Origin of the sequence: Staphylococcus sp. NWU MK-U1, from assembly GCF_033283505.1 — a bacterium.
In the GTDB taxonomy this organism is placed as follows: domain Bacteria; phylum Bacillota; class Bacilli; order Staphylococcales; family Staphylococcaceae; genus Staphylococcus; species Staphylococcus haemolyticus.
This window is the reverse complement of sequence record NZ_JAVSMG010000001.1, coordinates 414,338-439,988: the sequence shown is the minus strand read 5'-3', so window position 1 is coordinate 439,988 and position 25,651 is coordinate 414,338. Positions and strand designations below refer to the sequence as shown.

Below are 25,651 nucleotides of genomic sequence, written 5' to 3'. Positions count from 1 at the left end.
ACAAAGTTATAGGACATACCTAAAAATATAAAGGATAATAGTAATTAAGTTGTCTGCTTATATTTGGAGGTGCAAAAATCATTGAATAATGACAAATTAAATAGATTACTAGAATTCTATAAACAATATAAAGCATTGTCAGAGTACATAGATAAACAATATAAGTTGACATTAAATGATTTGGCTTTGCTCAAACTTGCTCATGAACATATTGCTAAAGATCAAATGTTAATGCAAAAATTTCTAAAAATAGCAATTAGTGAGTTAGAGTTAAGTAGAACTAAATTATTAGTCTCAATTCGACGACTTATAGAAAAAGAAAGACTAAGTAAGGTTCGATCAACTGAAGATGAGAGAAAAATTTTTATCTATATGGATGAGAAGAATGTTAAAAAATTCGATGCTTTATTCAATGATGTTGAAGAATTCTTAGATATTTAATTTAATATGTTGAACGAGAATACTGACAAAGACATTCTGTCAGTATTTTTTTATGCTTATTTTTACTTCGTACAATGCGTTTATTTCCTTTTTAGACAATGCTTTATTAATGCTATATAATAAGGAGTATTGAGTATGAAAGTGAGATGACATTATGGGACGTAAATGGAATAATATTAAAGAGAAAAAGGCCCAAAAAGATAAAAATACAAGTAGAATATATGCGAAATTTGGTAAAGAAATATATGTAGCAGCCAAATCTGGTGAACCAGATCCTGAATCTAACCAAGCATTAAGATTAGTACTTGAAAGAGCGAAGACGTATTCAGTACCTAATCATATTATTGATAGAGCAATTGACAAAGCTAAAGGTGCTGGTGATGAAAATTATGACCACCTACGTTACGAAGGCTTTGGACCAAGTGGTTCAATGCTTATCGTAGATGCATTAACTAATAATGTAAACCGTACGGCTTCAGATGTGAGAGCTGCTTTCGGTAAAAATGGCGGAAATATGGGTGTATCAGGTTCTGTAGCTTACATGTTTGATCACACGGCTACTTTCGGCATTGAAGGTAAATCAGCTGATGACATTTTAGAGGCATTAATGGAACAAGATGTTGATGTTAGAGATGTAATTGAAGATGGAGATCTTACAATCGTTTATGCCGAACCAGACCAATTTGCTCATGTACAAGATGCATTACGCCAAACAGGTGTAGAAGAATTTAAAGTTGCTGAGTTTGAAATGTTACCTCAAACTGATATTGAATTATCAGAGGATGACCAAGCAACATTTGAGAAATTAATTGATGCACTCGAAGACCTTGAAGATGTTCAAAATGTTTTCCATAATGTGGATTTAAAATAATGAAGAAAAATGCAGATTATTGGATTAAACAACTTGATCTAACACCTCATCCAGAAGGTGGCTATTATAAAGAAACAATTCGAGAAACAACAAATGAGGCACAACGTGCACCATTCAGTAGTATATACTTCTTGTTAAATACTGGTGATATTTCTCATTTTCATCGTATCGATGCGGATGAAGTATGGTATTATCATGCAGGTGAATCTTTGACCATTCATATGATTACACCTCAGGGGAGCTATCAATCAGTACAATTAGGTGCTTCAATTGAAAATGGCGACGTATTGCAGTATTTAGTGCCTAAAGGTACTATTTTTGCATCGAGTTTAACAGACAGAGAAGGCTATAGCTTGGTTGGATGTATGTGCCAACCAGCATTTGATTTTAATCATTTTGAATTATTCACACAAGATGAGTTGTACAGTATGTATCCTCAACACGAGGCAATTATTAAACAGTATGCCTTATTAAACAGAGACCAATAGACTTAAAAACACAAAGTTAGATTCATCTAACTTTGTGTTTTTTAGAATTCAATAAGGTACTAATTAGCGCTGCCTAATAACTCATTAGATAGCTCTACGACATATTTTAATTTAGTCCATTGTTGTTCTTCTGTGAGCTGATTACCTTCTTCAGTTGAAGCGAATCCACATTGAGGACTCAAACATATTTGATCTAGGGAGATGTATTGTTGTGCCTCTTTAATACGTTGTTTAATTAATTCTTTATCTTCAAGTTCGGGTGTCTTAGAAGTAATTAAACCTAGTACGGCATAAGCATCCTTATCAAAATAGCGTAAAGGCTCAAAGTCGCCAGAACGCTCATCATCATATTCTAAGAAAAATCCATGCAGGTGCTCTTTAAATAAATACGGAGCAATCGCTTCGTAACCACCTGAAATTGCCCATGTTGATTGATAATTACCACGACAAATGTGTGTAGTTAAAATTAAATCTTTTGGAAGACCTTCGACAGCATCATTTATTACCTTATATGCTAATTCACGAGCTTGAACTTTTTCTTCATCTGTACGTTGACGTCCTCGAACTTTATGTGTACCGTCAGTCAGACCAGCCCAATATACATCGTCTATTTGTATGTATCTTGCACCTAAATCATAAAAATGTTGCAATGATTGGCGATAAGCTTCAGAAATATCATGAGCAAAGTCTTCAATATTTGGATAAATATCTTCATTCAATATGTTAGGGTGGAATAATTGGTTTGGACTCGGAATTGATACTTTTGCGGTAGCGCGTCCATTAACTCTGTCATATAAGAACTTGAAATGGTCAAAATGGGGGTGATTAGGATTATATCTAACTTTATCAACTACTCTTACATTATGGGCACGCGTTTCTAGCCCTTCAAATTCTAGCCCGTGTTCAGGAGTGTAACCTTCGACACCATCTAGATTTTCTAAGAAATCAAAGTGCCACCAACTTCTTCGAAATTCACCATCAGTAATACTATGTAAACCTATTTCTAATTGCTTCTCTATAATACGGTCGATTTCCTCATCTTCTATTTGTTTTAACTCTGCACCACTGATTTCATTTTGATTATATTTAGCGCGAGCGTCCTTTAATCTTTGAGGTCGTAACAAACTTCCAACATGGTCTGCTTTAAAAGGTCTGTAAGTCAATAGCAGTTCCTCCTTTATCAATTTATTTAGAATTTTCAGATAATATAAACATAAATTATCAAATACGAGTATTTTTGTCAATTTTCCCTAAAAATTAATTAGTTGTAGTAAAATAAAATTGAAAATTTTTATATGTTTATGTGCGTAATTCAATTAAAAACGACCAAAGATGACATCAATTAGTTAGTTTAATATAATAATGACAAGGAGTTGGTGGCTTTATGAAAATTAAATATATAGATAAACGTCACTGGCGTCGCCTATTAGAACGTGATTACATAGAAGTTAAGGTGAATAATAATAGATTTAAGGGTATTATTGGCTTGGTCACGATGAAGAAGGTTCGTGAACCTTTAGAGGTGACGGTAGTAGGCCAGAATATAATTGTTGCTGATGACAATTATCAATGGTTGCAAATTTTGCCGGAAAAGAAACGATATAGTATTACTGCAATGTTTGATGATAAAGGAAATCCATTGGAGTATTACTTCGATATCAATATTAAGAATATTACTCAAAAGGGCAATGCTAGAACACTCGATTTATTCTTGGATGTGCTTGTGTTACCATCAACTGGAGAATATGAGCTCGTTGATGAAAATGATTTGAAATTAGCATTAAAAAATGAACAAATCACTAAAAAGCAATATCATGAAGCTTATATGATTGCGCATCAATTGATGATTGAAATCAATGAAAATTTTGATGATGTTAATAATCGAATTATGTATTGCTATAACAAGATGGTTGGTAAGTTGAAAAAGCCAAATTATAATAAGACGTATAAAAAACATATTCAACATCATAAGCCACATGTAAATAAAGGGAAATGATGGAACTCTAAGCCTTTAATATTAGGAGCGAAGCGGAACGATAAGTAAATGTGAAGCATTGTTTATATAGTTTTCGTTTCGGTCTTAAATTTTTTTGTTGCTCATAGCCATGTTCATGAATAAACATTAGTAGGGGGAAGCTATGAAAATAGAAGACTATCGATTATTAATTACATTAGATGAAACCAAGACGTTACGTAAAGCAGCAGAAATATTATATATTTCTCAACCAGCTGTAACACAACGACTTAAAGCAATAGAGCATTCATTTGGTGTAGACATATTTATCCGTACAAAGAAACAATTAATCACTACCACTGAGGGTGCTATGATTATTGAGCATGCTCGTGACATGTTAAAACGAGAGCGTGTATTTTTTGATAAAATGCAAGCACATATTGGAGAAGTGAATGGTACCATTTCAATCGGCTGTTCATCATTGATTGGTCAAACGTTATTACCAGAAGTATTAAGTTTATATAATTCACAATTTCCAAATGTTGAGATACAAGTTCAAGTAGGTTCTACAGAACAAATTAAAGCAAATCATAGAGACTATCATGTGATGATAACTCGAGGAAATAAAGTAATGAACTTGACTAATACACACCTCTTTGACGATGATCATTATTTTATCTACCCAAAAGAAAGAAAGAGCGAGGTTTCTAAATTACCTTTCATAGAGTTTCAAGCTGATCCTATCTATATTAATCAAATTAAAGAATGGTATAATGAGAATCTTGGACAAGACTATCACGCAACGATAACAGTGGATCAAGTTGCTACATGCAAAGAAATGTTAGTAAGTGGTGTAGGGGTTACGATTCTTCCGGAAATCATGATGAGAAATATAGATAAAAATATGTTTGAATTTGAAAAGGTAAACATCGACAATCAACCACTTATTCGCTCAACGTTTATGAGTTATGACAGTAGCATGTTACAACTCCCTCAAGTTGAGTCATTTGTTACTTTGATGCTTAACTTTATTCGCTAATCATTGAAACACGTGTAATTAAAAAAAGAATAGAGGTAGAAAAATGTTTGCAGCATTGTTGCATATAAAAAACTACAAATTATTCGTTGTGAATATGATGCTTTTAGGTATGGGGATTGCCATCACAGTACCTTACTTCGTCTTATTCGCGACTAAAGAGCTAGGGATGACAACTAACCAATTCGGTATTCTACTTGCCCTAGCAGCAGTGAGTCAATTTACAGTCAATTCTATTGTCGCTCGCTTTTCAGATACGCATAGCATTAATAGAAAAGTACTCATCATTAGTGCACTTATGATGGGGGCTATTAGTTTCTCGATTTATTTTTATATTCATAATATTTGGTTGTTTATTATTGTATACGCTATTTTTCAAGGGTTATTCGCTCCAGCAATGCCACAATTATATGCATCTGCACGTGAATCCATTAACGTTTCATCTTCAAGAAATAATGCTAAATTTGCCAATACTGTTTTACGTTCTATGTTTTCTTTTGGTTTCTTATTTGGTCCGTTAATCGGAGCGTATTTAATTCAATTTATGGGATATGCTGGACTTTTTGGTGGCACCGTCTTTATTTTATTATTCACACTTGTTTTACAAATCTTCTTCTATAAAGATTTAAATTTATCAGCAAAAGAGCAAGTTGGTGGTACAGCCAATATTGAGAAGACTGCGCCTAATATGATTAAAGATAAAACACTATTTATTCCATTTATAGCATTTATTTTATTACATATAGGTCAATGGATGTACACAATGAATATGCCGCTATTTGTCACAGATTATCTTAAGGAGCAAGAGGGATATGTAGGAACGCTAGCAAGTTTATGTGCCGGCTTAGAAGTTCCCTTCATGGTTATATTAGGTATGTTATCTGCTAAGTTAGCTACTCGAACGTTGTTAATCATAGGTGCTATTAGTGGTGGTGCCTTCTATTTTAGTATTGGTGTTTTTGAAAATATCTATGCTATGATGATCGGACAAATCTTCTTAGCACTATTTTTAGCTATCTTACTCGGATTAGGTATTAGCTATTTCCAAGATATTTTACCTGATTTCCCAGGTTATGCTTCAACATTATTTGCGAATGCAATGGTGATTGGACAGTTGTTAGGAAATTTATTAGGTGGTGCAATGAGCCATTGGGTTGGATTGGAGAATGTTTTCTTCGTTTCAGCAACATCTATTTTCATAGGAATGATATTGATATTCTTTACGAAAGATCAAAAATATACGGAAGCGGATGTGAAAGTTAAGTAATGGAAGTTGTTTTATGGATATTAATACTATTATCATTTGTTTTAGCATTTGTAGGTTTAATTAAACCTATTATTCCATCTGTACTTGTGTTATGGGTAGGATTCTTAATTTATCAATTTGGATTCTCTCAAGATGGGTTATCATGGATATTTTATGTAGCTATGATTTTGTTCACTGTATTTATTTTAGTATCTGACTTTTTAATGAATAAATACTTTGTAAATCGCTTTGGCGGTTCTAAATTGGGTGAGTATGTAGCGTTAATAGGTGTGATTGTTGGATGCTTCGTCTTTCCACCGTTCGGTATTATCATCGTACCTTTTATAGCAGTGCTCATTGTAGAATTAGTGCAAGATTTTGATTTTGGAAAAGCACTTAAAGCAAGCATTGGATCTGTAGTAGCATTTTTAGCGAGTTCGGTTGCACAAGCGTTAATTATGTTCATTATGGTCATTTGGTTCTTTATAGATGTGTTTTTAGTAGGATAATTAAAAAAAGGTTAAGTCATTTATATCAAAGTGGTTTTGAGTTTTCAATTCGTTTTTTGAGAACATCATTGCACACGTATGATACAGATGCTTAACCTTTTTTATTTTTTATAAAATGCTACTTTACAAGTCTTAGTTCATTGTGACAACGTATTATAAGATAGTATTTGAATCCTTGTTAACAAAATGATGTTGTATATAAAAAGCGATTGGCGTAATGATGGCTGAAATTATAATAAATGACCAATTACTAATAAGAATGTAAGGACCAAAAGCTAAAAATGATTGCGGAATAAAAAAGACATAAAATAGAGCGACTAACAGTAAAGCGATAATAGTGTAATTAAATAACCACACCCAATGTGAATTATTGAAACTTTGAAGTTGAACCGTCTTAAATATGACTAATATAAACATAAAGATAATAAATAAACCTGCTATGACACTAATCGGAAATGTATACAAGTAAACTTCATTATTATCTCCACCAATAAAAAAGCCAATAAAGCCTTTAAAGAAACAAAAAATACCAATTAAAAAAATAAAATTCCTAAAAATATACTTAAATATATTTTGAAACGTTTCATTAGGCAATGATTTAATTTCTTTTTTAGCATGTGCTTTTGGATTATGTTCGAAAAACTCTAATGCTAACGTACCTTCATTCTCAGCTTCTAATAATCTTTTTAATATACGACTTAGCATTACCTCACTGTCATGCGGATTGACGCGTAAATCAGCGCGGATGTATGTCATATAATTTTCAAAGATTTCTCTATCTGTATTATTTAGGCGCAATGATTTTACATTATTTTCACGTGCTAATTTCGCAGTGGATTTCATTGACTAAGCTCCTTAACGTCTAAACTTATTTTATTTTTAAAAATAATAGATTATTATATGTTAAATATGGATAATCATACCATAGATAAATATAGAATATAATGTATAACATAAAGGAAGTCATTATGCGAAAACTAACTGTTAAAGATATGGAATGGATTGAATCCATCGCGAAGATACAAGAACATTATATTGAAAAGCGAGAAATACATTACAATGCGACACATCTATCAATTGGATTACGTCAAGATATGATTATTCAACGATTAAAGCACAGTAATGATATAATTTTAATTGAATTGAGCGAAGACACACGACGCTTAATTTCGTTTATTTGGGGTCATTTTGAGGCAGTTCAAGAAAAAGTAATCACTGAGATGATATACACAGACCTTCATTTTCGAGGACTGGGTCATGCTAAGCGTCTAAAGATTGCTTTAGAAAATTGGGCGATTGAAATGGGTGCTAAATCAATTGAAGGTATGGTTGATGCTACAAATGATGCAATGATTGAGTTCAATAAAGCGAATGGTTATGCGATAAGTCATGTAAAAATGCGTAAAGACCTAAGGTAAACAAATGAATAGGTTCTTAATTCATGTTAAAATAATATTACTCATTTGTAATAAAGGAGAAAAGCATGAAAAAATGGTTGATACTTCTACTTTCTGCGACACTTATGTTGTCTGCTTGCGGTAAAAGTGATGAAAGAGCATCATTAGAGAAAGATGTTAAAGAACTACAAAAAGAAAATGATGATTTGAAAAATCAAAAGAAAGATTTAGAAAAGCAAAAAGAAAAACTTAACGACCAACGTGAAAAGCTTCAAAAAGAAGTGGATGATTCAGTTGCGACAGAATCTGCTAAAGATGATTCAGAAAGCGATGAAAGTGATAGTAGTGACTCAAATCAATCATCAGATAGTGATACATACAAACAGTCTAAAAGCCAAAGTACCACTGAAAATAGCACGTCAAGTAACGAAACGAATACTTCTAAGACAAATGGTGGTAGTGATTCACAGAAATCTAACCAATCTAGTAATACTCAAGAGGCTCAATCAAATAGCGGTGAAAATGCTACAAGTGAACAAAGTAGCTCAGACGATACATCATAAAGTAGCCGTTAATAAAATTACTTAAATAATGAAGGCAATTTAGCCGGCCTCATACGTCAAGTTTGACATGTACGGATGTAGGGTAAACTAAATTTAAATCATTTACAATTCACATTTTAATCATTTTATAAATTAAGCTTAACTACATAATAAAACGTTTAATCATAAATTATAACATTGGAGAGATGACATATGCATGAACAAGATTTTCACATTTTAGAAGGGCGCGAAATCACATTACCTGAATTAGGACGTGAAATTGAAAATATTACTGGACGTACAATTGTTGATTCTACTGGTGAAATCAAACGTGTGGTTGCACACTTACCAAACTTTGAATCTGATACCGACACATTTGTAGCTACATTTAAACTTAACCATCGTAATGACTTTGTAGATGCGACTTTTGTTGCACCTAAAAATCAACGTGATCGTTTAAAAGAAATTCCAGTACACATTGAACTCGTTAGTTATATATCTAGAGGTTAATTAGTTACTCAATCAAATTTAAAGACGGATAAAGTGTGCTATGGTCTATATCCATATCGCACTTTTTTACTCATGTATTTCTTTAAAATGGGGTGTTGAAAATGGCTACATATATAGAAACAGAAAGACTTAAATTACGAGACTGGAAGCAAGAAGATTTATTGCCATTTCAAAAGATGAATGCTAATCCTCAAGTGCGACGCTATTTTCCAAGTTTATTAAGTTATCGACGTTCTGAATTAGATATGAAAAAAATGGATGACATTATTAAAGAAAGCGGTATAGGCTTATTTGCAGTTGAACTTAAAGAAACTGGCGAATGGCTTGGTTTTATTGGGGTTAATTATATACCTCAAGATAGCCAATACCCATTTGAGGAATTACCACTATATGAAATTGGATGGCGTCTTATTCCAGAAGTATGGGGTAACGGACTTGCCACTGAAGGTGCAACAGCTGTGTTAGCATTTGCCAAAGAAAAGGGGATTGAAGCTATTTATAGCTTTACTGCAGAAAATAATTTGCCTTCTAGAAAAGTAATGGAAAAAATTGGCATGACATTATATGACCATTTTGAATTACCAGAGTTAAGCAAATATCATATGTTAAAAAGACAAGTACGTTATTATAAACAATTATCAATATAAAATTAAAAGCGACATGAGATTGGATGGTTATATTATGTGATAAATAATCACTTTTATAAATATAATAGTCCAAAACATGTCGCTTTATAATTAATCGTATGTACGTATACCTAGGGGTTTAAAATTAAGTAACCCATTAATTAAATCTTCTTTAGAATTATATAAAGGTGCTAAATGTTTATATTTTTCATCAATAAATCCTTCTTCAATCATACTATTTATAAGTTGTTGAAGTGGATTGAAGAATCCATTTAAATTGTAAACGGCAATTGGTTTTTCATGAATGCCAATTTGCGCCCAACTATAAGTCTCGAAAAATTCCTCAAGAGATCCAGCGCCACCAGGGGCCATTACAAAAGCATCTGCAAGTTCCGCCATTTTTTGTTTGCGTTCATGCATTGAATCTACAAGAATAAGTTCGCTCACTTTTTGACTAGTGATTTCTTTTTCATCTAACATCTTAGGCATTACACCAATAGCATGTCCACCGTGATCTAATACACCATCTTGAATTGCACCCATAATACCTACAGAACCTGCACCAAAAACTAATTCATAGCCTTGCTCAGCCATATATTTACCAAGTTCGTATGCTTCTTTAACATAAATGGGGTCTTTACCTTTACTAGCACCGCAATATACTGCAATTCGCTTCATTATTCTTCCTCCTATAGTTGTTTGATAACAGATTTAAATGCACGCTCAAATTGTTTTTTATCTTCTTTTGAAAAAGGGGGAGGCCCTTTATGACGACCGCCTTGCTTTCTTATCTGTGCATTATTATAACGTTGTTGTAATAACATATCTATATTACTTGAACGATACAAATGCCCTTTATGATGCATTACAATCTTAACTTTAGATAGTAATAAACTGGCAAGTCCATAATCTTGAGTTATTACAATGTCTTCTGGTTTAGCTAGCTTTACAATTTTATAGTCAACAGCATCAGGTCCATCATCAATATAAATTGTTTCAACGTGATTTGGGAGCACTTTATTTGAGTAATGGCTAAAGCTGCGTAAAATGGTAACAAAAATGCCTGTCCCAGTAGTTAATTCAATTACTGAATCAACTACTGGACAAGCATCTCCATCAATGATTACACGTGTCATAAAGCGTTACGCCTTATTGTTATCTTCATTTTTATTTTGTGTAACAACACTTTCAGCTTCATGATCTTTGAACTTTTTCATTTCTTTGATGCGTGCTTTTTCTTCTTGTTTTTGTAATTTCTCTTCTTCTTTATGACGTTTATCAATATTTTTTTGGAGCTTTTTATCTAGCTTATTAACGTCTTTTTTATTATCTTTCTCGAGTTTTTCGCCTTTTTTCTCTGTCTCATCATCAAGTTTACCAGGAGTTAAACCAACTTTTTCTTGATATTTTTGAGTTTTCTTCATGTCTTTAATGCGTTGTTTTTCGTTCTTTTCACGCTCTTTTTCTTCTTCTTTATGACGTTGTACGATATTTTTTTGAAGTTTTTTATTCATTTTGTCAGCTTCTTTATAGTTTTTCTTAGCTAACTTTTCGCCTTTTTTCTGAATGTATTCAGGATCGTTTTCTTTTGCAATTTTCTTTAATTCACGTTTGTTGTCGAATTCTTGTTTTTTATCTCCTAAATACTCTTTTGCACCTGTTGCTTTATTTGCAATCGCTTGTCCTGCATTTGACGTTGCATGAGTTGCTTTTTGTACCTCAGGATGAGATTTAATACGCTTACGTTCTACTACTAGTGGCACAATAATGATTGGTAAAACATTAATCGCCGTTTTAATGATTTTCTTTTTGTCCATACTCGTTGCCTCCATTAGATTTACTATTTATCTTCATTACCCTATGATACATCATACTAAACGAAGGAACTAGCTAGAACCCTTATATTAACTTGAGTAAAACTAGGTAGGTTAAGAGAGTGTCTTAGTCAGCTCATTGACTAAAAAAATCGCCAAAGATTAAATCTTTGACGATGTTATGTGGCATAAAGCCATTATTAGATTGATTTATAATTAACCTGAAATGCCTTGTCCAATTCCAAAGCCGAAGTATAGAATGGCTATAATTATTACCAATACGATTCGATAAATTGCAAATGGTACTAACTTCACTTTATTAATTAAGTGTAAGAATGTTTTGATTGCAATCAAGCCAACAATAAAGGCAGCCAAGAATCCAATTAAGTAAAATGGAATATGTGCAAGTTCAATATATTGATAGTTTTTAACTAATGATAGTGCACTTGCAGCTAGCATAATAGGTACAGCCATAATGAAGGTAAAGTCAGAAGCAGACTTATGATCTAACTTCATCAAGACACCTGTTGAAATCGTAGAGCCAGATCTACTGAAACCAGGCCACATTGCTACCGCTTGAGAGATACCAATTACGAATGCTTGAACATAATTGATTTGGTCAACTGACTTAGGATTTTGAACTTTTTTACTATATTTGTCTGCAATAATCATATAAATTGCACCTAAGAATAAACCAATCATTACAGTAGGAACACTAAATAAATGCGCTTCAATAAAATCGTCGAATAACACACCTAATATACCAGCTGGAATCATACCAACTAATACGTGTAGTAAATTTAATCGACGTGGTTTAGAACGAAATTCTTCATTTATTGAAGTGTTTCTATACTTGCCAATATGTAACATTTCGAAATAACGCTCACGGAATACCCATGCCGCAGCAAAAACAGAACCTAATTGAATTACAACTTTAAATGTAAAAGCTGAATGAGGACCTAGAAATTCAGTCGATTTTAACCACATATCATCCACTAGAATCATATGACCTGTAGATGAAACTGGAGCAAATTCAGTTAAACCTTCGACAATACCTAAGATAAGGCCCTTGATAAACTCGATAATAATCATAAGTAACCTCTTTCTTTTATTAAAAATTTAAAATATTGTTGTCTTTAAATATATTGTTGTCAAAATTCACTTTTCTATAATATCATAACGCATCAAATCAACGCTAATAATAATGAGATAACTAATAATTAATTTTATATACAATATATCGCAGTACCTTTACTAATTTACTGATATAACTAACTTACCGTAACGGACTTAAGGTTGAGATGTTATGTTCATTATATTGTCACTGTTTTTTAAAAGATATTAAATGATAAACAATTGAGAACCTTTTATAATAATAAATTAGGTGAAGATAAAGTGAAAAAACTAATGAATTTAGTATTTAAATATAAAGTATTTCCATTATCTATGGGAATTGTAAGTATGTTATTAGCAATAACAGTAGTGGTTCAGAATATAAGTATTGCGAGTTTTTTAAATCAAGTGCTTTACAATCATTTGAGTTCTTTAAATTCATTATTGATTATCATCTTAATCGTTTTAATTCTTAGAGCAACATTGAATATGATTAACTTAAGATTAGGTGATATGTTAGCTGGCAAAGTTAAACATCAATTGCGTCGAGAAGTTGTTTTGAAAGAATCAACTATTGCTACAGGAACGCAAATTAATATTTTAACAGAGACAATAGACGGACTATCCCCGTTTTTTAAAAATTATTTGCCACAGGTCTTTAAATCTATGATGATCCCTTTAATGATTATCATAGCAATGTGTTTTATTCATTTAAATACTGCATTAATAATGATAGTTACAGCACCGTTTATTCCACTTTTTTATATCATTTTTGGACTTAAAACACGTGATGAATCAAAAGATCAAATGACGTATTTAAATCAGTTTAGCCAACGTTTTCTTAATGTGTCTAAGGGACTGATTATACTTAAACTTTTTAGACAGACAGCCCACACGAAAAAACAAGTATACGAAGATAGTACACAATTTCGAGATTTAACGATGCGCATATTAAAGAGTGCATTTTTATCAAGTTTGATGCTCGAATTCATAAGTATGCTTGGTATTGGATTGGTTGCTTTAGAAGCAGCATTAAGTCTTGTTGTTTTTCATAATATTGATTTTAAAACAGCAGCTATTGCAATTATATTAGCTCCTGAATTTTATAATGCTATTAAAGATTTAGGACAAGCTTTCCACACAGGTAAACAAAGTGAGGGTGCTAGCGATGTAGTTTTTGAATTTTTAGATTCTGAAAACACACCGCTTACTAATCAAGAAATAGTAAAAGAGCAACAAGAATCACTTATTAAGATGCGCAACGTCAATTATCAGTATCCTAATAGTCCTTCTTATGCCATTCGTGATATATCGCTCAAGATAGATAAGGGTGAAAATGTAGCGATTGTTGGACCAAGTGGTGCAGGTAAAACGACTTTAGCCAAATTACTTACTCAAATAGTACGTCCGACGAGTGGGCATGTGTCCTTTAACAAATGTGTTAATCAAATTGGAATGCTAAGTCAAAATCCTTATATTTTTTCAGCATCAATTAAAGACAACATAGCAATGTTTAAAAAAGTTGATGACGACCAAATTCTTCATGTGTTAGAGATGGTTGGACTAAAAGAAAAGGTAATGTCTCTAAAAAATGGTATTCATAGCAGAATAGGTGAAGGTGGAGAAATGTTATCAGGCGGACAAATGCGTCGTATTGAGTTATCAAGGGTGTTATTAATGAATCCTGATATTGTTGTTTTTGATGAACCTACCACTGGCCTGGATTTAGAGACTGAAACTGTTATTCAACAAGTAGTCGCACACCATTTTGAAGGGGTAACGATGATTATGATTGCCCATCGCGATTCAACGATTCGTCAAGCAACGCGACGATTATTTATAAAAGATGGTTACTTAGTTGAAGATGATCAAACGATTTCTGTAAGACTTGAAAAAGGTGGTGACTTAGTGTGAAACCACAAATTCGATTTCGACCTGACAAAGATTTAATATTAGCAATATTGACGGGTGTTATTGGGAGTGTCGTTGCATTAGCAATGTTCTTCTTAAGTGGGTACATGGTAACTCAAAGTGCTTTAGGCGCACCTTTATATGCATTAATGGTGTTAGTTGTATCGGTTAAGTTGTTCGGGTTTATGCGTGCGATTGCAAGATACGGGGAGCGTTTACTATCACACAAAACGACATTTACAATGTTACGAGATGTTCGGGTTCAATTTTTAGAAAAATTAATCCCTAGAGTACCTAATTTATATCGTCAATATTCATCCGCTGATTTATTGACTAAAATGATAAGCAAAGTAGAAGCTTTACAAAACATCTATTTAAGAGTCTATTATCCACCGGTTGTCATTGGTTTCACAGCAATTATTGCAGCAGTAACGTTGGTATATTTTAGTGTTATGCATGCTATAGTTATCATTATAAGTATGTTGTGTTCACTTTGGCTTGTACCGTGGTTGAGTGCTAAACGTGTAGGCAAATTAAAGCAACAAGTTGCACAACAGCAACAAACTACGATTACCCAATTTTACGATTACAAAGAAGGCTATGCTGAGTTAAATCGTTTTAACAATGTAGAAGCCTATCGTGAAGAGTTAATGAATGCATTAGAATCGTATGACAAAATGCAATCGAAAGAAACGCGATTTTTAACTTTATATGATTATATGCTAAATATAATCGCAATGATCGCTATATTTGCTACCTTAGCATTAGGATTTATTCAAGTTAAAGAAGGACAATTAAATGTTGTGTATTTAACGAGTATTGTTTTGATGATGTTAACTTTATTCGAACAAACAGTGCCTATGAGTAACTTTGCATATTACAAAGCAGATACTGATGAAGCGTTAAATAGTTTAAATGATGTTCTATCATATCCAGTAGATCAATCTAAGCAATCATTGGTAACAAAACAGAGTAACGTATACAATATTAGGAATGTATCATTTAGTTACGAACATCAAGAAATACCAACGTTATCCAATATTAATTTAACTGTTGGAAAAGGGGAAAAAGTAGCGATTGTTGGACCATCTGGTTCAGGAAAAAGTACATTATTACAAATTATGAGTGGTTTGTACGATATCGATAAAGGACAAGTTTCTCTCGATGGTCAGAACATATCACAACTAGATGAAGACATTCGCTTTGAAAAGCTTAATGTTCTTTTACAATCACAACAATTATTTGATGGTACATTACGTTACAATATGTTCTCCAGTAAAAATGATGATGTCATTCAACGTGTCCTAACGAACCTTAATTTAGGCTATCTAGATTTAGAAAAAACAATCACATTAGATGGAAACACATTATCAGGTGGTGAGATGCAACGTATTGCATTAGGGCGACTTTTTCTAAAAGGTTCCTCAATATGGTTATTAGATGAACCAACGACTGCATTAGATGAGGATAATACTAAACAAGTGATGCAATTGATTGATGAACAAGTTGAAACATTGGTTATTGCAACGCATGATTTAAAATTACTGCCATATTTCGACAAGATAGTTGTTCTTATTGATGGACAGATTAAAGAACAAGGGAGTTATGATGAACTAAGTCATGGTAACCATTATTTAAGTCGTTTATTAAAAATGAATTAGACAATGTTTAAATACACGCTTACGTTGTCTTAAAACGAAAAACCTGAGGTATCTGTTATAGATAACTCAGGCTTTTCGTTATTGATAAATATATAGTAATTTGATTCGAAACGAATAACTTTAATTGGCTTAGTATTAGCATGTCATTTTACTTTGACTCGGTAAAAGCATCGATGACTTTCCCTAATAGACGATTGAGTTCATGTACTTCATCATTACTTAAAGAAGAAGCATTCGCGACTTTTTGAGATGCATCGCTTAATTCAGGTTTGATTTTTTCGCTTTTCTCAGTAAGATGAATAAATACTTCACGTTGATCAACTTCAGAACGTTCGCGTTTGATGAGGTCAACTTGTTCCATTCTTTTTAATAAAGGTGATACAGTACCAGTATCTAAAGCTAGTTCTGTAACTACCTTTTTAACATTTACAGGAGATTCATCCCATAAAATACTTAGCACTAAAAATTGTGGGTACGTAAGATTGTACTTTTTAAAGACTTTATTTGAATAGTAGCGATTAACTTGTCTTTGTGCATTGTACAAACTAAAGCAGAGTTGCTCTTTCAAATTATGTTGTTCAGACATTAAAGTTCTCCTCCAGACATTCTATCCGTCTCTCTATGTTTCGGATTAAATTTCGTCTATGTTGTATAAAATATAACTTGCAACACACTTCGTTTCAATGCCATGCTAAAATTAAAGTATGTTTAAATTCTAGAAGATATTTCTATTTTAATCAAGTGTAATCTAAAATAAATACATATATTATCATATTCAAATTAATTTTAAAAAGAAAAGAGATTTTAAAATGATAAATAATAAAAATGAAAAAATATCAATTACAATCGTAAATGGCTTTTTAGGAAGTGGTAAAACTACATTTCTAAAACATTATATAGAGCAATTATTAAAAAAAGATGAGAAAATAACAATTATAATGAATGAATTTGGATCATTTGACGTTGATAGTTTATTACTTGGAAATGATGTTTCCATTCATTCATTAATTAATGGCTGCGTATGCTGTGATTTAAATAACGATTTAGTTAACCAATTGAAACAGTTGATTGATCAAACAGATACGAGTCATATTCTTATAGAAGCAACTGGTTTAGCGCATCCCCTTGAGATTTATTCGGCTTGCCAAGACCCTACAATAATAAAAAATGTTCATGAACCAACAATTATTGGTATTGTAGATGCACAAAGATTCACTAAAAAAGAAGTCTATAGTCCTTCAACAACTCAGTTATTAGAAGAACAATTACGTTATAGTGATACGATAATACTAAATAAAACTGATTTAATAGGTGAAGAAGCACTTAACGACGTTAAAGAAAATTTAAATAAACTCAATCCACAAGCGCCTATAATTATTACCACTTATAGTCAATTTAATGATGACCAAATCAACGGTAAAGTGATTCAACATAATGAAATTAAGCATAAACATACACATCATCATGGGATTCAGTCGATGCAGTATACATTTACAGCAGCAATAGACCGTCAGTTATTTTATCAATTTATTATGCGTTTGCCAGATAGTGTACTTCGCTTAAAAGGATTTGTGAAGTTTAGAGATCTACCAGAAGTAACATATGAATTTCAATATGCAATAGGCTTACCTGATTATGGCATTATCGATAAAGACGTACCGATGACTATCGTTATCATTGGAGAGTCATTGGATACAGATAGATTACGTAATCAACTTGATATGATTCAATTCACATAATATCGTTTTGTCACAGTTATGACATAGGCGTTTACTTTTTTATGTTTTATAATAAAAATAGGAGGGTTTGACCATGAATAACGAAGATAAACGTACGAAGCAAATTCGTTTTGAATTTAGATGTATTACGATTCCTTATACAGTTTTTGCTATTATCGTACTACTGTTTAATATATTTTATACCAACATTAAAGTGACAATGGCTTTATTCGGACTCTTTTTTGCATACAATTTAGGTATTTTATTCATAGCTTTTATTAATCGCTTCAAACGAACACTTATTTTATCTTTAATTTTGACTGTTTTGAGTGCGGCTACATTCTTTACGCTATTATATGTGTTTGGCTTGAATCGTGAAATTTTTGGTTAAATAATTTTGTTAAGAATGACATAGACTTTGTGATAGTCAGTAAGACGCTATCACAAAGTTTTTTATGCTTAAAATAATATGAAAAGTGAATATTTTGTGTATTTTCTCACATTAAATCATTGATGAAGCGCTTTCTTGATATACTGAAATTGACGAATTAAGGGAGTGGTATCTATGGAAAAAGTGCAGGCTACACAGGAGAATAATAACCTATTAAAAAATAAAAAGGAAAAAAAGAGTAAAAGTGGTTATAAGCCAATTTGGATTATTATAAGCTTTGCCATTTTATTAATTATCTTGTTATTACCAACACCGGCAGGGTTACCAATAATGGCAAAAGGAGCACTTGCCATCTTAGCGTTTGCCGTTATTATGTGGGTAACCGAAGCTGTGACGTATCCAGTATCAGCAACAATGATTTTAGGTTTAATCATTTTAATTTGTGGATTTAGTCCAGTCCAACAACTGTCAGAGAAACTAGGTAATCCAAAAGAGGGAGATAAAATATTATCTGGCGCAGATTGGTTAGGCACGGGAAATGCATTAACGCATGCCTTTAGTGGATTCTCTACATCTGCAGTTGCATTAGTAGCTGCGGCATTATTTTTGGCAGCAGCGATGCAAGAGACGCAATTACATAAACGTTTGGCTTTACTAGTGCTATCAATTGTAGGTAATAAAACACGTAATATTGTTATCGGTGCAATCTTAGTTTCAATTTTACTGGCTTTCTTCGTTCCTTCAGCAACTGCAAGAGCGGGTGCAGTTGTACCAATCTTATTAGGTATGATTGCCGCATTCAAAGTATCAAAAGAAAGTAAACTTGCATCACTTTTAATTATTACAGCAGTCCAGGCCGTTTCGATTTGGAACATTGGTATAAAAACAGCGGCTGCTCAAAATATTGTAGCTACTAATTTTATTAATCAGAACTTAGGACACGATGTGTCATGGGGAGAATGGTTCTTATATGCTGCACTATGGTCTATCCTTATGTCAATCGCATTATTCTTTATCATGATGAAAGTGATGCCACCTGAACATAAAGAAATTGAAGGCGGTAAAGAATTGATCAAAGAAGAATTAGATAAATTAGGACCAGTCTCTTTTAGAGAATGGCGTCTGATAATTATATCTGTATTATTACTTTTCTTCTGGTCTACTGAAAAGATTCTACATCCTATAGACTCTGCGTCAATTACTTTAATTGCTTTGGCAATTATGTTAACACCTAAAGTTGGTGTTATTACATGGAAAGTTGTAGAAAAAACAATACCTTGGGGAACAATTATAGTATTTGGAGTAGGGATTTCACTAGGGAATGTACTATTAAAAACAGGCGCTGCACAGTGGCTGAGTGACCAAACCTTCGGGCTTATGGGGTTACAACATATGCCACTCATAGCTACTATTGCTCTTATAACACTATTTAATATCTTGATTCATCTTGGGTTTGCGAGTGCAACAAGTTTATCTTCGGCGCTTATACCAGTATTTATATCACTTACAGCTACATTACATTTAGGTGATCAATCGATTGGATTTGTGCTAATTCAACAATTTGTAATTAGCTTTGGTTTCTTATTACCCGTTAGCGCACCACAAAATATGCTTGCTTATGGTACGGGTACATTCACAGTTAAAGACTTCCTAAAGACAGGAGTACCACTAACTATTATTGCCTATATCTTAGTAATTATATTTAGTTTGACATATTGGAAATGGTTAGGATTGGTTTAAAGGCTTTGGTATTCCATTAAGTCGAAACATAAAGTTTCTGATTTTAATTATTGGAAAAAGGGTAAAGTTAATGAACCTTTAATAACAGGAGTGAAATGATGACTATAGGTGTAATACTAAATCGCGTTTTCCGAATTAATAATAATCCATTATTTGAATATATTCATCAGAATAAAGAGGATATTGAGAAATGCTATCTCATTATTCCACAGGAAATATTTGAAGAAGATGGCACAGACATGAAAGCAAATTATTATTATGGTGTAATGCAATCATTTCTAAATGACTTAAGACAGTATGATATTGAACCCTACTTGTTAGACTATAGTGATTTAGGAGATTTTTGTGAGGATAAATCTATCAGTGAAGTTATTGTTGCTGGCGATATTATGAGTTATCACCAAGAAAGTTATGATATTCGTCATTTAAAGAAGGCTTTCAACAAGCACAATATTACAGTTACCACAGTGCGTGCCAATCACTATTTCAAACCAAGCGCTACGATGAACAAACAAGGGGAACCATACAAAGTGTTTACCAGCTTTTATAAGGCACATCGTTCTAAACTAAGAAAGCATGACTCTTATGCCTATAAATTAAAGGACTTGTCCGATTTATTCGTGAAATCTCAGCAAAAGTTAATCCAAGATTATTCGAAGTTTGGCCTTTCAGAAACAAAAGCAATTAAAAAATGGAATGATTACATAGATCAAGACATACAAAATTATGAAACCAATCGTGAATATTTGCCTGAAGTCTTAACGAGTCAGTTAAGTATCATTTTAGCTTATGGCATAATAGACATTAAACAAATTGTTACTCAATTGTTAGAGCGTTATGAAGAGGACGAACATAATATTGAACAGTTTATACGAGAATTGATGTTCAGAGAGTTCTATTATGTGTTAATGACACAATATCCAAACACAGCTCATGAGGCATTTAATGAAAAATATCGTGACATTAAATGGGAGTATAATAAGGATGAATTTAAAAGTTGGTGTGAAGGGCGTACTGGTTTTCCAATAGTTGACGCAGCAATGACTGAACTAAATCAAACTGGATTTATGCATAATCGTATGAGAATGGTTGTTTCACAGTTTTTAACGAAAGATTTGTTCATTGATTGGACATGGGGTGAGGATTATTTTAGAAGAAAATTAATCGATTTTGATTCCGCATCTAATGTACATGGTTGGCAATGGTCTGCATCTACAGGAACAGATGCTGTTCCTTACTTTAGAATGTTTAATCCAAGTCGTCAGAGTGAACGATTTGATAAAGATGCTTTGTACATTAAAACGTTTATACCACAGTTAAATGATGTTACTCCTAAATTATTACATGAACCTTTTAAACATGAAGCGGAGTTAGAACAAGAAGGTATTAAACTAGGTCAGGATTATCCAAAACCACTAGTCGATCATAAAGAAGCAAGAGACCATGTTATGTCAGTATTTAAACAAATATAAAAAATAATTGGAGTGAGATAGCAATCAAATTAAATGCTGTCTCACTCCAAATTACTTTTGTTAGAAGGGGGTGGGGCAGAAATAATATTTTACAAAAATTATTTTACCCCAGCCTGCTTTGCTTGTAGATTTTCTTGTTGAAAATTTCTTTGCTGGGGCCCCGCACCCCAGCTTGCTTAGCGTGTAGAATTTCTTGTTAAAAATCTCTTTGCTGGGGCCCCGTACCCCAGCTTGCTTAGCATGTAGAATTTCTTGTTAAAAATCTCTTTGCTGGGGCCCCGTACCCCAGCTTGCATTGCTTGTAGATTTTCTTGTTGAAAATCTCTTTGCTGGGGCCCCGCACCCCAGCTTGCTTAGCATGTAGATTTTCTTGTTGAAAATCTCTTTGCTGGGGCCTCGCACTCAACTACGTTTCATTATCTATATTCGAACTACTTACGTAAGTGTGTGAACACTTATCTTCACCAAGGTTTTAAGTGTTATTTTAAGGCAAATAAGCATATATAAACGGCTACGTATTCTAAGAAAGTAACCAAATACATATATTTTAATCGTAGTTTGACATTTAATGGCACTTCCCATTTAGGATAACGGCGTTCATAATAAAAAATTTGAACGAGATACAAACCAATGCCAAGTGGTAATAACATAAGGATAATACTATGTGTCATACTAAAACCATTTTTATGAAAGAAATGTCCAATAATGAGTTGTAAAGCAATAATAATAATTAGAAGAATCATAATGTGCCAAATCATTTTGCCACTCTCACTCCTTTCACGAATATAACGATTACGGTTTGTAGTAATGCCATAAGTAAAATAAATGTTATGGATTGTGTATTTAAAGATGCAATCACCTGACGAATAATAGTGAAAGGTTCAGTAATCAAATGAACAGTATGGAATCTTAAAAAATGTCCCATATAAATACCTAAACCATTTAAGAACATAAGTACTACAATTAGAGTACGATTTAGCCATAATTTTGAAGTAAAATGCATCAAATTTATAAATATAAGAATCATACAATACATTGCTAAAAAGACACCTAATAATAGGTAAGTAAAATATAGCCATTCCATAATATTTAATTGAACATAAAAATCAAATGTAAATTGATTTAAATGAATTAAATCCGTTAGCATATAAAAAGTATTAGGCACTAGCAATACAAAAATTAAACCAAATATTATAAATAGTGGCCATTCATATTTTTTTCTTGGCTTAAATAATCTTAATAGTAAACATAACTCAAATGGTATATAAGCTAAAAAGAGGTTTAAACTCATAAAATTAAATACACGTGTTTCAAATAGTGAGAATGTGAAAAGTATTATGAAATATATTCTGGCAATATAACGCGAAGTCATGTTATACACTACTTTCTTTAAAAAAATGAGAGTTTATTTTAGTTAGTCAATGATTAATAATAAAGGTTACCTAAATGGTAATCAAATATTTAAGCATTATGTTTATCTAGTCAAAAGAAATTTAAAGATATAAAACGCTATTTTAATGTAATAAATGAGGAATACATATAATAACCCATAGATGCATATCTAAATATGTCATCTATGGGCTAATTTAATTTATACATTGCATTAAGGTCTTAATAAGTTCAATTTAGTTTCTTCATCATGTGTACGATTAACATCTAAGTTAGTCATTTGAATTACTATTTCAGCCGTAGCTGATACAACAGCTTTCGTTAAATGACCACTCAATGTTTGGAAATCACGTGTTCCGAATGTTCCATGTAAATGCGCAAATGGTTTATCATCAATATGTGAAATATTGCCAAGTAAACTTGTTAGTTCTAAAGCTTCATTAACTTCACGTGCTTCATATTTTTGAGTGTCTAAATTATAAAAATTCAACGTTACATTGTCACATGCGCCTATACCACTAACTGAACCGAATTTCATTTCTTGTTCCACAGCAAATTGTGTTAGGACTTCTACAATATCTTCGCCTTTGTCTAGCACTAAAAGAAACGTTTGACCATCTTTATTATATTTCATCATCGTCACCTCAATTTGATAAGTTACCTACATTATACTAGCCAGTAAGTTTTATTGCTTAGAATTTAAATCTTACTATTGTAATATAGAAGTTAAATAGTATACAATGTCCTAATATTATGTAATTTTCAACTATGTTATTAGATGTAGCTCATTTATATTTAATCAGAAGCGTGATTAAAATTGATCTTCAATGAAATGATGAAATTTACCAAATAAAAATGAAATGAGGTGTCATCATGAAAAAACAATTATTTACATTGTACTTCAATATTTTCTTAATCTTTGTAGGTATCGGATTGGTAATACCTGTACTCCCCGTTTACTTGAAAGATTTAGGTCTAAAAGGTAGCGACTTAGGCATATTGGTAGCAGTGTTTGCCTTATCTCAAATGATTATTTCACCATTCGGTGGTACGATGGCTGATAAACTTGGAAAAAAATTAATTATCTGCATTGGTCTAGTTCTATTTGCCATATCGGAGTTTCTATTCGCTATCGGTCATCATTTTCCTGTATTAATCGCTTCGCGAATATTAGGTGGTTTTAGTGCAGGGATGGTAATGCCTGGTGTAACTGGTATGATTGCAGATATTTCACCAGCTAAAGATAAAGCCAAGAACTTTGGGTACATGTCAGCTATTATCAATTCAGGCTTTATTTTAGGTCCAGGGATTGGCGGATTTTTAGCGGAATTCTCTCATCGAGCTCCATTTTACTTTGCGGGAACTTTAGGTGTATTAGCATTTATCATGTCTTTATTATTAATTCATAACCCACGCAAAGAAACAACTGAAGGATTCCATTCAATTGAACCGGAAGTATTTACAAAAATTAACTGGAAAGTCTTTATTACGCCAATTATTTTGACATTAGTACTGGCATTTGGTCTATCAGCATTTGAAACATTATTCTCGCTTTATACAGCTGAGAAAGCCAATTATACACCACGTGATATTTCAATCGCAATTGTTGGTGGTGGCGTAGCAGGAGCGGTATTCCAAGTCTTCTTCTTCGACAAATTTATGAAATACATGACTGAATTAACCTTTATTATCTGGTCATTACTCTATTCAGCGATTGTACTTGGTTTATTAATCTTGTCACATAGCTATTGGACGATCATGTTTATTAGTTTTATCGTGTTCATTGGATTCGATTTGATTCGTCCAGCACTTACGAACTACTACTCTAACATTGCAGGTAATCGTCAAGGTTTTGCGGGTGGATTAAACTCCACATTTACTAGTATGGGGAACTTTGTAGGTCCATTAGTAGCAGGCGCTTTATTTGATGTTAACGTGGAATTTCCTTTATATATGGCAATCATAGTTATGTTGTTCGGTATCGTGATTATTTTTGTTGAAAAAGCACTGCAAGCAACGAGACGTCGAAAACACACAACGAAGTAAAGATCATAGAATGGATAAGTAAGAGACAATATGAATATTAAATGAAATAGGCAATGATATCATTCGTTTTTAATTGAAAAATTGACGATGTCATTGCTTGTTTTTACATTTATGTTGTTAAATTGTAACAATATAGCGTCGATTATTAATAGAAGTATTACAAAGATTACAGTTATTTTAAATTGCAGTCTACATAATTATTTTTACTCTCTATATATGTTAAGATAAATAAAAATTTAGAGAGAAATGTGGGTAAGGAGATGAATTTAAAAAACATACTTTTAGGTATGGTGGCTGTAATTTTATCGTTATGTCTAGCTTTCTTATTATTTATAGCTACAAACCAAAATGCCTTAGCTAAAGTGCATCAGACTATTTCTACATTTTCAAAGATGAGTAGTGTCTCTGCAACTGAGAAAATGTTAGATATTACTACAAGTCACACAGCTAAAGCATCAGAAAAAAATGCTGATGAACGCAAAATGGAAACACACTATAATAAAATAGATTCCACTTCCCATGACAACGCAAATAGTAATAAGCATGAATATTCTTCTGAAGAATATAGAATAATTGCTCAAAATTATACGAATCATCAATATGGTAAAGTGGTCAATTTAGAACGTAGTGGTGAAACGAATCAAGATATTACGTATCAATTGAATCCAAACCATCAATCACAAAGTAGTAATATTGCAGTAAATAAAACTGGTAAAATAGAAGCCTTATCTAATAACGCACAATGAGCGCGCCATTTCTTATAATAGAGAAGAGCG

The 25,651-nt window shown here is 32.4% G+C and carries 29 protein-coding genes; 19 read left to right on the top strand and 10 right to left on the bottom strand.

Features of this window, described 5'->3' with window-relative positions; all coding sequences use genetic code 11:
* The first annotated feature begins 81 nt into the window (after nt 1-81).
* From SBL16_RS02265 to SBL16_RS02255, 3 genes are all read left to right on the top strand, one after another.
* Entirely contained in the window at nt 82-441 is a 360-nt protein-coding gene (locus tag SBL16_RS02265; protein ID WP_053017212.1) for a transcriptional regulator, SarA/Rot family, read from the top strand.
* Between the two features lie 154 nt (nt 442-595).
* On the top strand, nt 596-1,312 hold the full coding sequence (locus SBL16_RS02260) for a YebC/PmpR family DNA-binding transcriptional regulator (RefSeq protein ID WP_011276485.1): 717 nt from the start codon (nt 596-598) through the stop codon (nt 1,310-1,312).
* A complete protein-coding gene (locus SBL16_RS02255) occupies nt 1,312-1,800 on the top strand; it encodes a cupin domain-containing protein (protein WP_107612016.1) in 489 nt (162 codons plus the stop codon). The genes SBL16_RS02260 and SBL16_RS02255 overlap by 1 nt, the downstream gene beginning before the upstream one ends.
* 59 nt (nt 1,801-1,859) lie before the next feature.
* Here the strand turns inward: SBL16_RS02255 and SBL16_RS02250 are convergent, their stop codons facing one another.
* On the bottom strand, nt 1,860-2,963 hold the full coding sequence (locus tag SBL16_RS02250; protein ID WP_107612017.1) for a 5-methyltetrahydropteroyltriglutamate--homocysteine S-methyltransferase: 1,104 nt from the start codon (nt 2,961-2,963) through the stop codon (nt 1,860-1,862).
* Between the two features lie 221 nt (nt 2,964-3,184).
* On the opposite strand from SBL16_RS02250, the gene SBL16_RS02245 reads away from it, so the two are divergent.
* The 4 genes from SBL16_RS02245 (at nt 3,185) to SBL16_RS02230 (ending at nt 6,545) form a co-directional block, all read left to right on the top strand.
* Nucleotides 3,185-3,796 carry a DUF402 domain-containing protein gene (locus SBL16_RS02245; RefSeq protein ID WP_016930913.1) on the top strand — a complete coding sequence of 204 codons (612 nt, stop codon included), beginning with the start codon at nt 3,185-3,187 and terminating at the stop codon, nt 3,794-3,796.
* Between the two features lie 142 nt (nt 3,797-3,938).
* Nucleotides 3,939-4,793 (top strand): LysR family transcriptional regulator, encoded by an 855-nt coding sequence (locus tag SBL16_RS02240; protein WP_037536488.1) that lies wholly within the window; start codon nt 3,939-3,941, stop codon nt 4,791-4,793.
* A gap of 43 nt (nt 4,794-4,836) precedes the next feature.
* Complete coding sequence (locus tag SBL16_RS02235) at nt 4,837-6,057, top strand: MFS transporter (RefSeq protein WP_053017216.1); 1,221 nt, start codon at nt 4,837-4,839, stop codon at nt 6,055-6,057.
* Complete coding sequence (locus SBL16_RS02230; RefSeq protein WP_107612018.1) at nt 6,057-6,545, top strand: DUF456 domain-containing protein; 489 nt, start codon at nt 6,057-6,059, stop codon at nt 6,543-6,545. Before SBL16_RS02235 ends, SBL16_RS02230 begins: the two co-directional genes overlap by 1 nt.
* 153 nt (nt 6,546-6,698) lie before the next feature.
* On the opposite strand, the gene SBL16_RS02225 is transcribed toward SBL16_RS02230, so the two are convergent.
* The gene (locus tag SBL16_RS02225; protein ID WP_011276478.1) at nt 6,699-7,388 is read right to left on the bottom strand and encodes a DUF1129 family protein; all 690 of its coding nucleotides are present in this window, start codon (nt 7,386-7,388) and stop codon (nt 6,699-6,701) included.
* Between the two features lie 125 nt (nt 7,389-7,513).
* Here SBL16_RS02225 and SBL16_RS02220 point away from each other — a divergent pair, with 125 nt between their 5' ends.
* From SBL16_RS02220 to SBL16_RS02205, 4 genes are all read left to right on the top strand, one after another.
* Nucleotides 7,514-7,963, top strand: coding sequence for a GNAT family N-acetyltransferase (locus SBL16_RS02220; protein ID WP_107612019.1), 450 nt, complete (start codon nt 7,514-7,516; stop codon nt 7,961-7,963).
* Nucleotides 7,964-8,028: 65 nt separating this feature from the next.
* Nucleotides 8,029-8,505 (top strand): SA0632 family lipoprotein, encoded by a 477-nt coding sequence (locus SBL16_RS02215; protein ID WP_317952577.1) that lies wholly within the window; start codon nt 8,029-8,031, stop codon nt 8,503-8,505.
* Between the two features lie 192 nt (nt 8,506-8,697).
* The gene (locus tag SBL16_RS02210) at nt 8,698-8,994 is read left to right on the top strand and encodes a hypothetical protein (protein ID WP_037536478.1); all 297 of its coding nucleotides are present in this window, start codon (nt 8,698-8,700) and stop codon (nt 8,992-8,994) included.
* A gap of 101 nt (nt 8,995-9,095) precedes the next feature.
* A complete protein-coding gene (locus SBL16_RS02205) occupies nt 9,096-9,641 on the top strand; it encodes a GNAT family N-acetyltransferase (RefSeq protein ID WP_107612021.1) in 546 nt (181 codons plus the stop codon).
* Between the two features lie 90 nt (nt 9,642-9,731).
* Here the strand turns inward: SBL16_RS02205 and SBL16_RS02200 are convergent, their stop codons facing one another.
* The 4 genes from SBL16_RS02200 to SBL16_RS02185 form a co-directional block, all read right to left on the bottom strand.
* Nucleotides 9,732-10,298 (bottom strand): TIGR00730 family Rossman fold protein, encoded by a 567-nt coding sequence (locus tag SBL16_RS02200; protein WP_011276473.1) that lies wholly within the window; start codon nt 10,296-10,298, stop codon nt 9,732-9,734.
* Between the two features lie 11 nt (nt 10,299-10,309).
* On the bottom strand, nt 10,310-10,756 hold the full coding sequence (locus SBL16_RS02195) for a YaiI/YqxD family protein (protein WP_053018731.1): 447 nt from the start codon (nt 10,754-10,756) through the stop codon (nt 10,310-10,312).
* 6 nt (nt 10,757-10,762) lie between these two features.
* On the bottom strand, nt 10,763-11,437 hold the full coding sequence (locus SBL16_RS02190; protein WP_107612022.1) for a hypothetical protein: 675 nt from the start codon (nt 11,435-11,437) through the stop codon (nt 10,763-10,765).
* 213 nt (nt 11,438-11,650) lie between these two features.
* Nucleotides 11,651-12,526: an undecaprenyl-diphosphate phosphatase gene (locus SBL16_RS02185; protein ID WP_037536471.1), complete on the bottom strand. Its 876-nt coding sequence runs from the start codon at nt 12,524-12,526 to the stop codon at nt 11,651-11,653.
* Nucleotides 12,527-12,829: 303 nt separating this feature from the next.
* Here SBL16_RS02185 and SBL16_RS02180 point away from each other — a divergent pair, with 303 nt between their 5' ends.
* Nucleotides 12,830-14,461: an ABC transporter ATP-binding protein/permease gene (locus SBL16_RS02180; RefSeq protein ID WP_317952572.1), complete on the top strand. Its 1,632-nt coding sequence runs from the start codon at nt 12,830-12,832 to the stop codon at nt 14,459-14,461.
* Nucleotides 14,458-16,119: an amino acid ABC transporter ATP-binding/permease protein gene (locus tag SBL16_RS02175; RefSeq protein ID WP_107612024.1), complete on the top strand. Its 1,662-nt coding sequence runs from the start codon at nt 14,458-14,460 to the stop codon at nt 16,117-16,119. The genes SBL16_RS02180 and SBL16_RS02175 overlap by 4 nt, the downstream gene beginning before the upstream one ends.
* A 148-nt stretch (nt 16,120-16,267) precedes the next feature.
* On the opposite strand, the gene SBL16_RS02170 is transcribed toward SBL16_RS02175, so the two are convergent.
* Nucleotides 16,268-16,705, bottom strand: a complete 438-nt coding sequence (locus tag SBL16_RS02170; protein ID WP_037536464.1) for a MarR family winged helix-turn-helix transcriptional regulator — start codon at nt 16,703-16,705, stop codon at nt 16,268-16,270.
* Between the two features lie 223 nt (nt 16,706-16,928).
* On the opposite strand from SBL16_RS02170, the gene SBL16_RS02165 reads away from it, so the two are divergent.
* The 4 genes from SBL16_RS02165 (at nt 16,929) to SBL16_RS02150 (ending at nt 21,440) form a co-directional block, all read left to right on the top strand.
* The gene (locus SBL16_RS02165; protein WP_107612025.1) at nt 16,929-17,858 is read left to right on the top strand and encodes a CobW family GTP-binding protein; all 930 of its coding nucleotides are present in this window, start codon (nt 16,929-16,931) and stop codon (nt 17,856-17,858) included.
* 73 nt (nt 17,859-17,931) lie between these two features.
* Nucleotides 17,932-18,228 carry a hypothetical protein gene (locus SBL16_RS02160; RefSeq protein ID WP_037536459.1) on the top strand — a complete coding sequence of 99 codons (297 nt, stop codon included), beginning with the start codon at nt 17,932-17,934 and terminating at the stop codon, nt 18,226-18,228.
* Nucleotides 18,229-18,402: 174 nt separating this feature from the next.
* Nucleotides 18,403-19,968, top strand: coding sequence for an SLC13 family permease (locus SBL16_RS02155; RefSeq protein ID WP_107612026.1), 1,566 nt, complete (start codon nt 18,403-18,405; stop codon nt 19,966-19,968).
* Between the two features lie 98 nt (nt 19,969-20,066).
* Nucleotides 20,067-21,440 (top strand): cryptochrome/photolyase family protein, encoded by a 1,374-nt coding sequence (locus tag SBL16_RS02150; protein WP_037536456.1) that lies wholly within the window; start codon nt 20,067-20,069, stop codon nt 21,438-21,440.
* Between the two features lie 479 nt (nt 21,441-21,919).
* Here the strand turns inward: SBL16_RS02150 and SBL16_RS02145 are convergent, their stop codons facing one another.
* From SBL16_RS02145 to SBL16_RS02135, 3 genes are all read right to left on the bottom strand, one after another.
* Entirely contained in the window at nt 21,920-22,198 is a 279-nt protein-coding gene (locus tag SBL16_RS02145; protein ID WP_011276462.1) for a hypothetical protein, read from the bottom strand.
* Nucleotides 22,195-22,812 (bottom strand): DUF1361 domain-containing protein, encoded by a 618-nt coding sequence (locus SBL16_RS02140; RefSeq protein ID WP_107612027.1) that lies wholly within the window; start codon nt 22,810-22,812, stop codon nt 22,195-22,197. The genes SBL16_RS02145 and SBL16_RS02140 overlap by 4 nt, the downstream gene beginning before the upstream one ends.
* 231 nt (nt 22,813-23,043) lie before the next feature.
* On the bottom strand, nt 23,044-23,463 hold the full coding sequence (locus SBL16_RS02135) for a PPC domain-containing DNA-binding protein (protein ID WP_107612028.1): 420 nt from the start codon (nt 23,461-23,463) through the stop codon (nt 23,044-23,046).
* A gap of 239 nt (nt 23,464-23,702) precedes the next feature.
* Between SBL16_RS02135 and norA the strand changes: the two genes are divergently transcribed.
* Together norA and SBL16_RS02125 are read left to right on the top strand one after the other, a co-directional pair.
* On the top strand, nt 23,703-24,875 hold the full coding sequence (gene norA / locus SBL16_RS02130; protein ID WP_037536448.1) for a multidrug efflux MFS transporter NorA: 1,173 nt from the start codon (nt 23,703-23,705) through the stop codon (nt 24,873-24,875).
* Between the two features lie 260 nt (nt 24,876-25,135).
* Nucleotides 25,136-25,621 (top strand): hypothetical protein, encoded by a 486-nt coding sequence (locus SBL16_RS02125; RefSeq protein WP_107612029.1) that lies wholly within the window; start codon nt 25,136-25,138, stop codon nt 25,619-25,621.
* The last annotated feature ends 30 nt before the right edge of the window (nt 25,622-25,651 follow it).